Annotated in this window: 14 protein-coding genes; 8 read left to right on the top strand and 6 right to left on the bottom strand. The window is 67.9% G+C overall.

Features of this window, described 5'->3' with window-relative positions:
• Positions 1 to 106: 106 nt before the first annotated feature.
• From FB390_RS20055 to FB390_RS20040, 4 genes are read right to left on the bottom strand one after another with little or no spacing between them, the layout of a single operon-like run.
• Complete coding sequence (locus FB390_RS20055) at positions 107 to 922, bottom strand: SGNH/GDSL hydrolase family protein (RefSeq protein WP_141810312.1); 816 nt, start codon at positions 920 to 922, stop codon at positions 107 to 109.
• A 55-nt stretch (positions 923 to 977) separates the two neighbouring features.
• On the bottom strand, positions 978 to 2,114 hold the full coding sequence (locus tag FB390_RS20050; protein WP_141810311.1) for a 2Fe-2S iron-sulfur cluster-binding protein: 1,137 nt from the start codon (positions 2,112 to 2,114) through the stop codon (positions 978 to 980).
• 13 nt (positions 2,115 to 2,127) lie between these two features.
• On the bottom strand, positions 2,128 to 3,615 hold the full coding sequence (locus FB390_RS20045) for a phytoene desaturase family protein (protein ID WP_141810310.1): 1,488 nt from the start codon (positions 3,613 to 3,615) through the stop codon (positions 2,128 to 2,130).
• A complete protein-coding gene (locus FB390_RS20040) occupies positions 3,612 to 4,028 on the bottom strand; it encodes a nuclear transport factor 2 family protein (RefSeq protein ID WP_141810309.1) in 417 nt (138 codons plus the stop codon). Before FB390_RS20040 ends, FB390_RS20045 begins: the two co-directional genes overlap by 4 nt.
• A gap of 125 nt (positions 4,029 to 4,153) precedes the next feature.
• Between FB390_RS20040 and FB390_RS20035 the strand changes: the two genes are divergently transcribed.
• The 6 genes from FB390_RS20035 (at position 4,154) to FB390_RS20010 (ending at position 9,641) form a co-directional block, all read left to right on the top strand.
• Positions 4,154 to 4,717 (top strand): PadR family transcriptional regulator, encoded by a 564-nt coding sequence (locus FB390_RS20035; RefSeq protein ID WP_141810308.1) that lies wholly within the window; start codon positions 4,154 to 4,156, stop codon positions 4,715 to 4,717.
• A gap of 88 nt (positions 4,718 to 4,805) precedes the next feature.
• Positions 4,806 to 5,744: a GlxA family transcriptional regulator gene (locus FB390_RS20030; protein ID WP_221639319.1), complete on the top strand. Its 939-nt coding sequence runs from the start codon at positions 4,806 to 4,808 to the stop codon at positions 5,742 to 5,744.
• Between the two features lie 83 nt (positions 5,745 to 5,827).
• The gene (locus tag FB390_RS20025; RefSeq protein ID WP_185757097.1) at positions 5,828 to 6,934 is read left to right on the top strand and encodes a DJ-1/PfpI family protein; all 1,107 of its coding nucleotides are present in this window, start codon (positions 5,828 to 5,830) and stop codon (positions 6,932 to 6,934) included.
• Between the two features lie 48 nt (positions 6,935 to 6,982).
• On the top strand, positions 6,983 to 7,453 hold the full coding sequence (locus FB390_RS20020; RefSeq protein WP_246124114.1) for a GNAT family N-acetyltransferase: 471 nt from the start codon (positions 6,983 to 6,985) through the stop codon (positions 7,451 to 7,453).
• A 120-nt stretch (positions 7,454 to 7,573) separates the two neighbouring features.
• A complete protein-coding gene (locus FB390_RS20015; protein ID WP_141810306.1) occupies positions 7,574 to 8,839 on the top strand; it encodes a hypothetical protein in 1,266 nt (421 codons plus the stop codon).
• 31 nt (positions 8,840 to 8,870) lie between these two features.
• Positions 8,871 to 9,641 (top strand): ATP-grasp domain-containing protein, encoded by a 771-nt coding sequence (locus FB390_RS20010; protein ID WP_141810305.1) that lies wholly within the window; start codon positions 8,871 to 8,873, stop codon positions 9,639 to 9,641.
• Positions 9,642 to 9,859: 218 nt separating this feature from the next.
• On the opposite strand, the gene FB390_RS20005 is transcribed toward FB390_RS20010, so the two are convergent.
• Complete coding sequence (locus FB390_RS20005; protein ID WP_141810304.1) at positions 9,860 to 10,198, bottom strand: histone-like nucleoid-structuring protein Lsr2; 339 nt, start codon at positions 10,196 to 10,198, stop codon at positions 9,860 to 9,862.
• A 295-nt stretch (positions 10,199 to 10,493) separates the two neighbouring features.
• Here FB390_RS20005 and FB390_RS20000 point away from each other — a divergent pair, with 295 nt between their 5' ends.
• On the top strand, positions 10,494 to 11,477 hold the full coding sequence (locus FB390_RS20000) for a GlxA family transcriptional regulator (protein WP_141810303.1): 984 nt from the start codon (positions 10,494 to 10,496) through the stop codon (positions 11,475 to 11,477).
• A 48-nt stretch (positions 11,478 to 11,525) separates the two neighbouring features.
• Positions 11,526 to 12,131 carry a cysteine hydrolase family protein gene (locus tag FB390_RS19995; protein WP_141810302.1) on the top strand — a complete coding sequence of 202 codons (606 nt, stop codon included), beginning with the start codon at positions 11,526 to 11,528 and terminating at the stop codon, positions 12,129 to 12,131.
• A gap of 56 nt (positions 12,132 to 12,187) precedes the next feature.
• Here the strand turns inward: FB390_RS19995 and FB390_RS19990 are convergent, their stop codons facing one another.
• The gene (locus FB390_RS19990; protein WP_141810301.1) at positions 12,188 to 13,126 is read right to left on the bottom strand and encodes an SMP-30/gluconolactonase/LRE family protein; all 939 of its coding nucleotides are present in this window, start codon (positions 13,124 to 13,126) and stop codon (positions 12,188 to 12,190) included.
• Between the last annotated feature and the right edge of the window lie 14 nt (positions 13,127 to 13,140).

Below are 13,140 nucleotides of genomic sequence, written 5' to 3'. Positions count from 1 at the left end.
CATTGATCTCACCGCCTCGACCTTATCCCCCGGACTGGCCTCCGCTCCCGCGAAGCAGCGCCCGAACCTCGCCCAGTAGCGCTGATCGACCCGCCCCGGTTCCCGGTCACGGTCCGCCGGCCGCCCTTTCCGCGCCCGCGGTGTCCGCGCGGTCGCGAAGCGGCAGCAGGTCGGGCCGTTTGGCGGTGCGCCCCGCACCGGAGGACCGTCCAGTCAGCCGTCGCCCCAACCATGGACCGAGAAATGTTGTTGCCCAGCGTATTTCGCCGACCACGGTGGACAGCGCGCCGCGTGCGGGCAGCGGCGGTCGCAGGTCTTCGGTCCAACGATCGTCGGCGCCGGGCAGTCGCAAGGCGTGGGCGAGGGCATCGGCGATGCGCTGATGTCCGATCGGGCCCGCGTGCAGCCGGTCCGGACTCCAGAGGCGAGGATCGGTGACGACGGCGTAGTGGACCGTGTCGGCGACTATGACACCATGCCGCTGCGCGGCGCCGCGGATGCGCTGATTGAGCGCGGTGACCCGTCCGCTGATCGGACGCGCGAGCGGGGTGATGCGCGCGACGTCGGGGAAGGTCAGCGTGGCGACGACCGCGCCGCTGCCGGTGAGCGCCGCGAACATCATGTCCAGGTGTCCGGCGACCTCGTCGGCGTCGAATCCGGGCCGAAGCAGGTCGTTGAACCCGGCGACCACGGTGACCAGGTCGGGCCGCAGCGCCAATGCGGCCGTGAGCTGTTCGGCGTGCACCTCACTCGCGAGTTTGCCGCGTACGGCGAGGTTGGCGTACCGCAGGTCCGGTTCGATCGCGGCGAGCCGTTCGGCGAGACGGTCGGCCAGACCGCGCAATCCGATCCGGTCGTCGCCGTCGCCGACGCCCTCGGTCTGACTGTCACCCAGCGCGACATAGCGCGAATAGACGGTCATCAGAAGGCGTCCTCGCCGACATGCGGTAGTGATCCCCGACCGGGGTTGCTCGAGGTCACAGGTCGAGCTCTACATCGCTGATGGGATAGGCGACGCAGGAGTGGGTGTAGTCGAACTGCGCGTCGGACAGGCGGAGTTTGGCCTCCTCCGCGGTGTGCACCCGGCCTTTCACCACGCGCACCCGGCACAGACTGCATTCGCCCGAACGGCACGCCGCCTCGGGACGAAGGTCGTTGTCCTCCAATGCGTCCAGCAGCGGCCGGTTGCGGGGCGTACGGAAGGACACATCCCCGACGGTGACGGTGACCTCGCCTGTCGGATCCACCTCGGCGGGCCAATGCGGTTGCTCGGTGGGGTCGTTGGGAGCGCCGTTGGCCTCGAAACGGATGCGCTTGCGCGGCTGACCGAGCGCGGTCAGCTGGGTGAGGGCATACGGGTAGAGGGCTTGCGGGCCGCACACATAGACCATGCGGTTGTCGAGTGCGCCGGCGAGAGAGCGGATGGTGTCCGCGGTGAGAAACCCGGTGGCCCCGGTCCATTCGGCGTCGGGCTCGGCGATGACGTGGTCGACGTCGACACCGGGGTGCCCGGCGGCGAGCGCGTCGAGTTCGTCGCGGAAGATCACGTCGGCGGCATCACGAGAGCCGTAGATCAGGTGAAAGGTGCGGTCCAGGCCGAGTTCGACGATCTCTCGGATCATGCTCATGGCGGGCGCGACACCCGAACCGCCCGCGAGGAACACGACGTCCTCACCGTGGAAGAGCGGGTTGTGATGGAAGGTGCCCATCGGCCCGGTGGTGGTCAGCACCTGCCCGACCACCACGGCGTCGATGAGCAGATTGCTGACGCGGCCGCCGGGCACACGGCGCACGGTGAGGTCGTAGTGATCCAGTCGGGTGGGGCTGGAGGAGATGGCGTAGGGGCGGCTGGTGCCGTCGAAGAAGACGTTGACGTATTGACCGGCCAGGAACGGCGGCAGCGGGGCCTGATCGAGGCTCGCCAGCCGGAAGGTCTTGGTGGTCGGGGTCTCGTCGATGATCTCGGTGACCGCCAGCCGGAGCCGCTTAGGGTGATAGGCGTCGACGGTGGCGCGGGTTTCGGCGAGGTGATCGCGGGTGTCGGCGATGCGGGAGTCGATCTCGGCGAGAATCTCGCTCGCACCGTCGAATCGTTCGGCCAAGGGGTATGTCACGAGGATGCTCCGTTCAGGCGGCTTTGGTGCGCAGCAGGCGGCGGGCGACGCGGGCGCCTGCCTCGAGTGTGGGTTGGAAACCGCCGATACCGGCCCAGGAGCCGGCCAAATGCAGTCCGGGGACGTGGGTTCGGCGTTCGCTGTCGCGGAACAGCCAGCCTTCGGTGGCGTCCTGGTCGTAGCCGTAGATCGCGCCGCCTGGGTGGCCGAGGTAGCGCATCATCGTCAACGGCGTCGCGACGTCGACCTCCTCGATGGCGTCGCGGATGCCGGGGGTGACGGTCTCGCACAGGTCGAGCAGCGTCTCGGCGTAGGCGAACTTGGTGCGCGCGTACTCCGATGGGGCGACGTTCTTCCAGATGTCGGCGTATTGCAGCGTCATCAGGCTGACGTGGGTGGCGCCGGAGGGCGCGAAGCCGATCGGTGCGACATCGTAAGAGCTGACACAGATTCCACGCGCGGGTTCGAAGGACTTCCACGAGTCGTAGGTGCGGTCGTCGTCGCTGTCGCGGTTGACGAAGGTGGTGCTGGTGGTGAACCCGAGCTCGGCGGGTGTGGCGTCCAAGCCCATGTGCAGTACGAACCCGGAGACGCCGATTCGCCTGGTGGCCAGATCATCTCGCACGGCCGCGGGTACCTCGAGGCCCTCGAGCATTCCGTACGTGGTGGGCAGCGAGGCATTGGAGACCACATCCGGTGCGGTGACCTCGGTTCCGTCTTCCAGCCGGACACCCAAGACCCGGCCGCCCTCGGTGAGGATGGCCTCGACCCCGGTGTTGAACCGGACCTCCCCGCCCGCCTGCAGGAACGCGTCGAGGATGGCGGTGGACATGGCCTGGGAGCCGCCGCGCACGTGCCATGGCTTGAACTCGAAGTAGGCGAACAGCGTCAGCGCCAAGTCCTGGAAGCGCAGCTTCGACGGCGGCTGGCCGAGGTAGGTCCAGTACATGCCGAGCGCGACCTTGATGCGCTCGTCGTCGAAGTATTCGTCGAGCACGTCCTTCAGCGGACGCAGGCCGTAGGTGAACAGTGTCGGATCGATCTGCTCGACCGGCATGCCGCGCATGGCGGCTATCTGCCAGAAGGTCACCTGTTTGAGCAGTTCGAAGAACTTCGCCGCACGATCGCGATTGCCGGGGAACTCGGCCTCGATGGCGTCGATGGCGGCGTCCCAGTCGGCGGGCAGGGTCAGATCCAGCTGCCCTGGAATCACCGCTCGGTAGAGGTCGTGCTCCTGGACGAACTCCAGCTTGCCGGCGATGCCGAGTTGCTGGAACAGCCCCTCGCGCAACGAGATCGGCTGTCCCTCGACGCCGACGCCGGACAGCTGGTGCAGCGCCACCTCGAACTCGAACCGGCCGCGGCGGAACGAGGTGCCACACCCGCCGGGGATGTTGTGGCGTTCCAGCAGCAGGGTGCGCGCGCCCGCGCGTTGCAGCGTCGCCGCCGCGGTCAGGCCGGCATTGCCCGCGCCGATGACGATGGCGTCGTAGTCGGTCATGCGCCGGTCGCCTCTCGCTGGAGTTGCGCGGTGGCCTCGGCCTCGATGCGTTCGAACTGCTCCCCCATGCGCTTGGCCAGGGCCTGCGCGGCGGAGAGCGGGCGCACCATGACCATGAAGTCGTCGATCTTCCCGTCCTCGTCGAAGTGCAGGAAGTCGCAGCCGGTCAGCTGCTTGCCGTCGACCGTGGCCTCGAACACGAAGGCGTGGTCGCGTCCGTCGGCGTCGGCGATCTCGCGGACGTAGCGGAAGTCCTCGAAGACCCGGATCACCGCGCGCAGGATGGCCGCGGTGATCGCCTTGCCCGGGTACGGCTTGAACGCCACCGGACTGGTGAACACGACATCGTCGGCAAGCAGTGCCTCGATGGCGGCCTCGTCGCGGGCCTCCACGGCTGCCCGGAAGGGATGCATGTCCCCGCCTTTCATATGCAACTAATTGAGTAGTACCTCCATGGACAATAGTGCGATCGAGGAGGTCTGTCCATAGGGCAATAGTGAACTAGTTGCTTATTCATGTGTGCTGGTATCTTGGGCGCATGGCGCTACGAAACGCGGTACTCGCGGCCCTGCTGGAAGGCGAGGCCTCCGGCTACGACCTGGCCAAGGGCTTCGACGCCTCGGTGGCCAACTTCTGGATGGCGACGCCGCAGCAGCTGTACAAGGAACTCGAGCGCATGGCGGCCGACGGCCTCATCGAAACCCGGGTCGTGCAGCAGGAACGCCGTCCCAACAAGCGGCTGCACGCCATCACCCCCGCCGGACGAGCGGTCCTGCACGAGTTCATCGAGGCGCCCGCCAAACCCACCGCCATTCGCGACGAGATGATGGTGAAGGTACAGGGCATGGACGTCGAGGACGCCCCTGCCGTGCGCGCCGCGGTCCTGGACAAGCTGGAGTGGTCGAAAGCCAAGCTGGCCCGCTACGAGCGGCTGCGCACCCGCCTGCTGGCCGGCCGCAGCGAGCAGGCCTACCTCGAGGAGGCCGAGCGGGTCGGTCCCTATCTGACGCTGATGCGCGGAATCTCCTTCGAACAGGAGAACATTCGCTGGGGCGAGTTCGCGCTCTCCGTGATCGACAAGAGGATCGCCGCGCACGCGTGAGCGCGACCAGCCCGCGACTGCCCGATCCGTCCGCCGTTCGGCCGTCGCAGCCCTCGTCGTCGCAGGTCTTCTTGCTTACGTTGGGCCGGTGAGTGCAGCGCGCAGAGTGGTCGTCCTCGTCCTCCCCCAGGTGAATCTGCTCGACCTCGCCGGTCCGGTGCAGGTCTTCGACGCCGCGACGGCGCTGGGCGGCGCCTACCGGATCGAACACGTCGGTCTCGAATCGAACGTGCGATCCGCCCAGGATTTGATGCTGTCGGACCTCGCGCCGCTACCGACAACCGCGGCGGGCGATCTCGTTCTCGTTCCGGGGCCTCGTCTTCGAGGCGACCACCCGCGGGTGCGCCGCGAGGTGACCGACTGGTTGCGTGCGCAGGCCGAGCGCGGCGCGCGGTTCGCCTCGGTGTGCAGCGGCGCGATCGCGCTGGGCGACGCCGGACTGCTGAACGGGCGGCGGTGTACGACCCACTGGGAGCTGCTGGACGCGATGCGCGCGCGGTATCCCGCTGCGCGCGTGGCCGATTCGGTGCTCTACGTACACGACGGGCCGGTGAGCACGAGCGCCGGAATCGCTTCCGGGATCGATCTGGCACTGTCCCTGGTCGAACGTGATCACGGCTCGGCGCTGGCGGCCGCCGTGGCGCGCCAACTGGTGGTCTATCTCCGGCGCGACGGCCACCATGCCCAGCTCAGTCCGTTTCTGCGGGATCGGGCCCACCTGAACGAGGCGGTACACCGGGTACAGGATCATCTGGCCCAAAATCTCGACTCCAGCCACACCCTCGCCGAACTCGCTGCTATCGCGCATCTTTCGCCACGCGGGCTCAGCCGCGCGTTCAAGTCCACGATCGGGATCACGCCGTTGGAATATCGGCAGCGGCTGCGCCTGGAACTGGCCGCGAACCTGCTCGAGCAGACGGACCTGACGGTGCAAGCCGTTGCCGCGCGGTGCGGGTTCGGCGACGCGCGACACCTGCGTCGGTTGTATTCGGCCCGGTTCGGCACGACTCCGGCGGCGCGGCGATGAGGAAGGGGCTGATAGCAGCGCTCGGAATCGTACTCGCCGCAGCGACATTCGCAGGCGCGTGCGCTGTAGGCGTCTGGATCTCGATGTCCCGCAACTACACGATCGCTCCCGGTCGGATTCCACCGCCGCGTCCGCTCCCCGAGGGGCGGATCAACGTCGCGGTCGTTCTCGGACACCGCGGTTCCGTCGCGGCCGACGCGCTGGCGCCGTTCGAGGTGTTCGCGCGGTCTGCGGGGTTCGCCGTGTTCACCGTGGCGGCGCGGCGCACGCCGGTCGCGCTGTCCGGCGGGCTGACGATCGTGGCCGACCGGACATTCGACGACGCACCGCCTGCCGATGTCGTCGTCGTGCCCGCTGTCGTGGACCCCGAGGAAACCGCGGCGCGCCATTACATTTCGAGCCGATCCGGTCACGGCGCGCTGGTGTTGAGCGTCTGCGCGGGCGCGAAGCTCGCCGCCGCGAGCGGGGTGCTGCGCGATCGCACCGCGACCTCGTTCTGGGACGCGATCGACGGCCTCGCCGACGCGTACCCCGACACTCGGTGGGTGGCGGGGAAACGCTATGTCGAGGACGCGAACATCATCAGCACCGCGGGCGTCACCTCCGGCGTCGTCGGCGCGCTGAAGGTCGTCGAACGCCTCGCGGGCCGTCCGGAGGCCGCTCGGATCGGCGCCGAGGTGGCCTTTCCCGGCTGGACACCGGAGGGGACGACCGATATTCCGGCGCACGGCAGGCGACTGTCCGATCTGCCCTATCTCCTCGATGTGGCGTTCCCGTACTTCCAGCCGCGGATCGGGGTCCGGCTCGGCGACGGTGTCGGCGAACTGGACCTGGCGGCGGTGGTGGAGGTCTACGCGGGCAGCTCCTTCGCCGCGCACCTCGTCCCGGTGGGCGATACTTCGTACATCACCTCGCGCCACGGTCTCACCCTCTTCGCGCACACCGCCGCCCGGGTCGAGCGGGAGATCCGCCCAGGAAAGGATCGCCGCCCGGGCGAGTTCGCCTTCGACCCGCCGCTGCGGGATCTCGCGGCGCACACCGATCGCGCCACCGCTCGGGTCGCCGCGAAGTTCGCCGAGTATCCCGACGATCACCTACGGCTCGACGGCGCCGCATGGCCTTGGCGCCCAACTATCCTGGCGGCTCTGACGCTGACGGTCGCGATCGCTGTCGGCTTCGCGCCCGGGTGATACGCAAATTCCGTTGAACCCGCGTGCGTGGTCGGGTACGAAGAGCGGGTGAGCCCATCAGCCGTCGCCGAGCAAACCGTGGAACTGCGCAAAATCACCGCGGAGACCGTGTACGAAGTGTGCAAGCTCAGCGAGACACTCTCGCCGGAGCAACGGAAGATGGTGGCCGACAACGGCATATCGATCGCCGAGGCACACTTCGCGGATGCCGCATGGTTTCGCGGTATCTACTCCGGCGACGAGCCGGTCGGCTTCCTCATGCTCGACCTCGGTATGGACCCCGACGAACCCGGCGTATCCCTGTGGCGCTTCATGATCGCGGGCCCGCACCAGGGCAAAGGGTACGGCCGCCGTGCGATCGAGAGTCTGGTGGCGCACCTGAAAGCGCGTGGCACCAACACGCTCTACACCAGTTACGGACGCGGCCCCGGCAGCCCGGAAGGCTTCTACCGATCGCTCGGCTTCGAACCCACCGGCGAGTTGGTCGACGACGAGACCGAGGCCGTCCTGCGCTGGTGAACGCGATACCGGTGCGGGGCTGAATCACCGCTCCCCCGGCTTCGAATTCCCCTACTCGATTGCGACGCCGTTTGTCGGTGCGGGGCGGTAGCTTCTCTCCTGACTTTCGTGGGAGGAACAGTGGGATTCAAGGTCAACTGGGTCGCGGTGCGGGGACGGGACTCGGACGCGGTGTGCCGCGATATGGGGTTACGGCGCAGCGGCATTCGTTCGGACACACCGAAGCCGCAGTACTCGGGGGCCGAGCTTTCGGAAGATTGTTTTCTCCTCGTCGAGGACACTGCCGACGAGCTGGTGGAGGACACCTGGGACTTGGCTCGAATCTCGCGGGGATGCGAGGTGATCGGGTTCTCGGTGATCGAGAGTGTCGGGCACAGCGAGGTGGTCGGATGGCGCGACGGTCGGCGAGTGTGGGGTGTGGTGTGTGTGCCGGACGACGATCCCTGCCTGCTGGTTGAGGGTGAACTGCCGGTCGAGTTGCACCCCGCCCTCGCGGAATTGCGGGCGTACGAAGCGTCGGCCGACGATCCGGAAGACATCGACTATCAGTCGTTCCCGACCTACCTGGCCGAGCTGTTGGTGGGATACCGCTACGACCGGATACTCGGTGAGCGGGGCGAGGAACGCTTCGAGGTGCTCGACACAGAGGACACCGCGGAACAGCTGCCCCGGGTGTCCACCGGGATCGTGAACGCACTGGCGGAGATCGGATTTCGGCCACGCGTGCGGCCAGACGACTACGGTATGGCGTTCTCCGCCGCCGGTCCCGCGCCCGGCACGACTCGAACGGTAGTGGCATATATCGAGCGAGGACGTCACGGTGGTGTGCGAGTGTCCGGCCGGGCGCGGTTGACTTCGACGGTCGTCGACGAAGTGCTCGCGGCGATGCCGAAAGATGCGTGGCCGACTTCGGACAAGGAAGGTGACACTCGGGAATATGCCTTGGACAGCGTCGATTTCGGCGCCTTCGAGCAGTCGTTCTACATGACGCTGACGTACGGGGTCCGTGCGCAGGATGGCTCCGACGGGGTGAAGTGGTTCATGGACCGCCTCCGCGGCCCGGTCACCGACTGGTACGACCGCCGCGGCACCCTGGCCAAGATCGCCGAGCTCGCGAAGCAGCCGAACAAATGGGGCGCGGTGCTTCCGCACAAGGTCCGGACGGCCGTCGCCCTGGCCGCGGCGTGCGGCGACGCCGCGGCCGCCGCCGATCTCATGACCTGGTACCTCGACCGAGACGACTACGCACCGAAGGGCGCGTTCGGCGGCACCGATTCCCGCGAACGCGCAACAGCATTCGACCGCGCCCTCGCAGCCCGCTTCCCCGACTACGCCCGCCACCGCCCCCAACCCAACGACGTCGAATCAGTGCAATCGACACACTGAGGAACCAGCGCTGATCGAAGGCGGTCGAAAGATGACGTTCAGTGTCGCATTCCTGCAGTACGCCGGATCGGGCCCGATGCGGCACGAGGAGGAGCTGCTCGAGAAAGGGCTACGTCGGCGCGGTATCCCGATCCGGTACTACAGCGTCAAACGCATTCACCGCAGACAGTTGCCGTTGGGGCCGGAGACGTTCATCGCGGGCGATATGGACGCGATGCACGGCGCCATGAAGCAGCTGCGCATCCCGGTCCCGCAACCCGACGACTACCCGGAGAGCTTGCGGGAGTTTCTGCGCCGCAGGGTGTGGACGTCGACACTGGGCGAGATCGAGCACGCGGTCGAGAATGGGTCCGCCCCAGCGGTATTCGTGAAGCCGTCGGAGCGAAGAAAGAGCTTCACCGGAGCCTTGTGCTACTCCGAGCGAGACTTCGCCGCCTTCGGGAATGTCAGCCGACGGCAGCGGGTGTGGTGTTCCGAGGTCGTCACCTGGGTCGCGGAATACCGCGTCTACGTGATCGATGGCCGTGTCATCGGCGTGGACCGATACGACGGCGACGGATCGGTGCCACTGGACATGGACGTGGTCGAGTCCGCGATCGCGACATACCACCGTTCCGGGACGGCACCGAGCGCGTACGGCATCGACTTCGGCGTGCTGACCAACGGTGAGACGGCTCTTGTCGAGGCCAACGACGGCTACGCGCTCGGCGCGTACGACATTGCCGCGGACCAGTACACCGAGCTGGTGCTACGGCGGTGGCGCGAATTGGTCGACGGCGCGCGTCCGGGATCTACCGCGTGAACGGTTTGGTCATCCGTTGAGCGAGTTGGCTTGCGCTGTCCACCGTTACGCTCCTGTCGCGGTCATGGGAGCGGGCGTGGCCTCGGCCGTGATCGAGGACGACGACGGAGACGAAAACCTCGAGCCGGAGCCGGGCCCGATCATCGAGAATCGGCTGACGCGCCGTTGACGGGACCCGCCCTCCGCGACGAACCGCGGAGGGCGGACTCGCCTACGCGCTACGAAGCGGCCTTCTCGTACGCCGCGACGACCTCCGAGGGGACCCGGCCACGGCTGGGAACCTCGAAACCGTTCGCCCGGGCCCACTTCCGGACCACGCCCGCCTCCGGCTTGCGCGCACCGCTCGGCTCGACGGGCTTGCTGCGGCGACGTCCGACCCGGCCGACTTGCCTGCCGAACGGCGTCCACTCCGCGAACACCTCCCGCAAGCGGGCCGCGTTCTCCTCGGACAGGTCGATTTCGTAACCGACACCGTCCATACCGAACGACACCGTCTCCACCGCGGGCGAGCGACCGTCGTAATCATCGACAACCGTGACTACCACTTTGCGTGCCACCGAACATCCACTCCCAACTCATTGAACCGACCGACCGTCCCCTGACGAATCGGGAAAGCAACGCAAACCAGACAGGACGAAACCGCCGCTGTTCCGGAACCCCTCATCCAGACGCAGGATGGTACGCGCGTACTTGCGCTCGGCAGAATCGAGGCCGCATGTAGCGGTCGTCGTACCCGCGCGGAGACGAACCTCGGCGGGCGCGACCACGCCGTCGGCGACGTATCGAGCAATGGCCGGATCTGACAGAGATACGTCATTGCGGTCATCGTCGCGCACCCCGACGATAGGTGGCATGAACTCGAGCCACCGCGTCGTCGTCGCCGCTTTCCCCGATGTCGACTTGCTCGATGTCGCGGGACCCGCGGAGGTGTTCGCGCTGGCGAACCGCGAAGGCGGCGGGCGGGCGCGGTACGAGGTGCGGCTGGCGAGCCCGATCCGGGGCGAGGTGCGCACCTCCGCAGGCGTGCGCGTAGTCACCGATCTCGGTTTCGACGATGTCGGTAGCGCGATCGACACGTTGATCGTCCCGGGCGCCGTGGACACCCCGCCCGGCGGACCGGTCGCGCGGATCGATCGGGACGTGGTGGCGTGGATCGAGTCCGTCGCGCCGCACACGCGGCGGATCGCCTCGGTGTGTGTCGGCGCGCATTTGCTCGCGGCCGCGGGCTTGCTGGACGGCAAGATCGCCACCACCCATTGGTCGACCGCCGACCAACTCGCGGCGGATCACCCGCACGTCGTCGTGGATCCCGATCCGATCTTCATTCGCTCCGGGCGGATTTGGACCGGCGCCGGCATCAGCGCTTGCCTGGACCTGTCGCTGGCCTTGGTGGCCGAGGATCACGGCGAGGAGCTGGCACTGCGGGTCGCGCGACAGCTGGTGGTGTACCTCAAACGCCAAGGCGGACAGAGCCAATTCAGTGTGCCGCTGAGCCGTCCCGCGACGGCCCGCCGTGACATCGACGAATTGCGTTCGTTCATCACCGGGAATCTGGACGGCGATCTGTCCACCGCGGCACTCGCGGCCCGAATGCGCCTCAGCGAACGGCACTTCACGCGCGTCTTCCAGCAGGAAACCGGCACGAGCGCCGCGGTCTATGTCGAGGCGTGCCGGGTCGAAGCGGCGCGCCGCCTGCTGGAAACCACCGACCAGCCCCTCGAGCGGGTCGCCGCGACCGTCGGACTCGGATCGGTCGAAACCTTGCACCGCGCGTTTCGCAGGCAACTCTCCACCACCCCCGGCGACTACCGGAAGCGTTTCCGAATCGCTACGTGAACCAGCTCGAATATCCATTCCCTCCAGAGAAAGACGAAACGAATGTCGATGACCGCTGCCTCGAGCACCCTCCGAAACGTGATCGGCCTGGACGATCGGCTACCGCGACTGACGGACGCCACACTGATCATGATCGATTTCCAGAACACCTACCGCCGCGGAGTCATGGCCGTGGACGGCGCCGAGCAGGCACTCGCCGCCGGATCCCGATTGCTCGGAGCCGCAAGGGAATCGGGTCGACCGGTGGTGCATGTCGTCAACGACGGCGGCCCCGGCACGCCGTACGACATTCGCGCCGAAATCGGCGCGATCAGCGATTCGGTCGCACCACTCCCCGGCGAACCGGTGGTGATCAAGCGGTTTCCGAACGCGTTCCACGACACCGATCTCGAGCCGACTCTCCGCGAGCTCGGCGCGGGGCAGGAATTGGTGCTCGCCGGGTTCATGACCCACATGTGCGTGAGCTACACCGCACAGGGCGCGTTCAACCTCGGTTATACCCCGACCGTCGTCGCCGAAGCCACCGCGACCCGGTCTCTGCCCAGCCCGCTGGGTGACACCGTGCCCGCCGCCGCGCTGCAGGCCGCGGCCTTGACCACCATCGCCGACCTGTTCGGCGTCGTGGCCGCGACCGTCGACGACCTCGTGCGCTGATCGAAGCCACCGCGACGAATTGGTCTGCCCATCAGCGCATTCGAACGAACCGGCATTCATCGGGGTCGTTCGACGGCGACGGCGTTGTAGGGCGTGGCGGGGGAAGGCGGTGTCGTGAAGCGGGCGTTCGGCAGGTAGAGACGCCCGCCGTACGCCGCGACGGTGGTGGGTACGTCGAAGCGCGGGTCGGTGAGGCGCCGCTCGACGGCGCCCGTCGCGCTCGCGGGGTCGAGCGCGACGACCGCGATCGTGTGGAGCCGGTTCTGCACGACCACCAATGTGCTGCCGTGCAGCAGGAGTCCGTCACCGTTCGGCACCGCTTCGCCGCCGAGATCGATCTGCCGCGTCGCGCCGGTCGCCGGGTCGACGCGGAAGAGCTTGCCGGTCGCCGACTGCACGATGATCAACCCCGTACCGTCCGGGGTGCGCACGATGCCGTTGGCGTTGATCGCTCCAGGTACCTGAACGATGTCGCCGGTCAGCGGGCGGCGCAGCACGGCGGCGGGCGGCGGCAACGCGCCGTCGTCGCCGACGGGCAGGTGGTAGAGCACGGGCGCGCGCGAGTCGGTGAACCAAGCGCCGGTGGGCGTGAGGACCACGTCGTTGACGAACGTGTCCGGCGGTGTCGCGAGCCGGTAGCCGGCAAGCAGCGCGCCCGTGCGGGTGTCGATGACGCGGGCGTCGCCCGCGGTGCCGCCCGCGACGAACAGCCGCCCGCGGTCGTCCACCTCGAGCCCCAGCGACGGCGTCCCCGGGCCGGGGCTCAGGATGGCGCCCCGGCCACTCACCAAGCTCGCGGCGTAGATGGAACCGTCTGCGCGAGAACCGAAATAGGCCACCGGCAGCGACCCGATCGCGATGCCCTCCGGCTGGAATCCGGCGGGCAGGTCGATCGTGACGGGAAACGCCGGACCGCGGTCCGCCCGGTCCGCGGGTACCAGCACCGTCACGCCGAAACACGCCAGCGCGATCGAGATACCGAGCGCTCGCCTCATCGCACCATTTCCTC

This window comes from Nocardia bhagyanarayanae, from assembly GCF_006716565.1.
Taxonomy (GTDB): domain Bacteria; phylum Actinomycetota; class Actinomycetes; order Mycobacteriales; family Mycobacteriaceae; genus Nocardia; species Nocardia bhagyanarayanae.
This window is presented reverse-complemented; position numbering and strand designations above follow the sequence as displayed.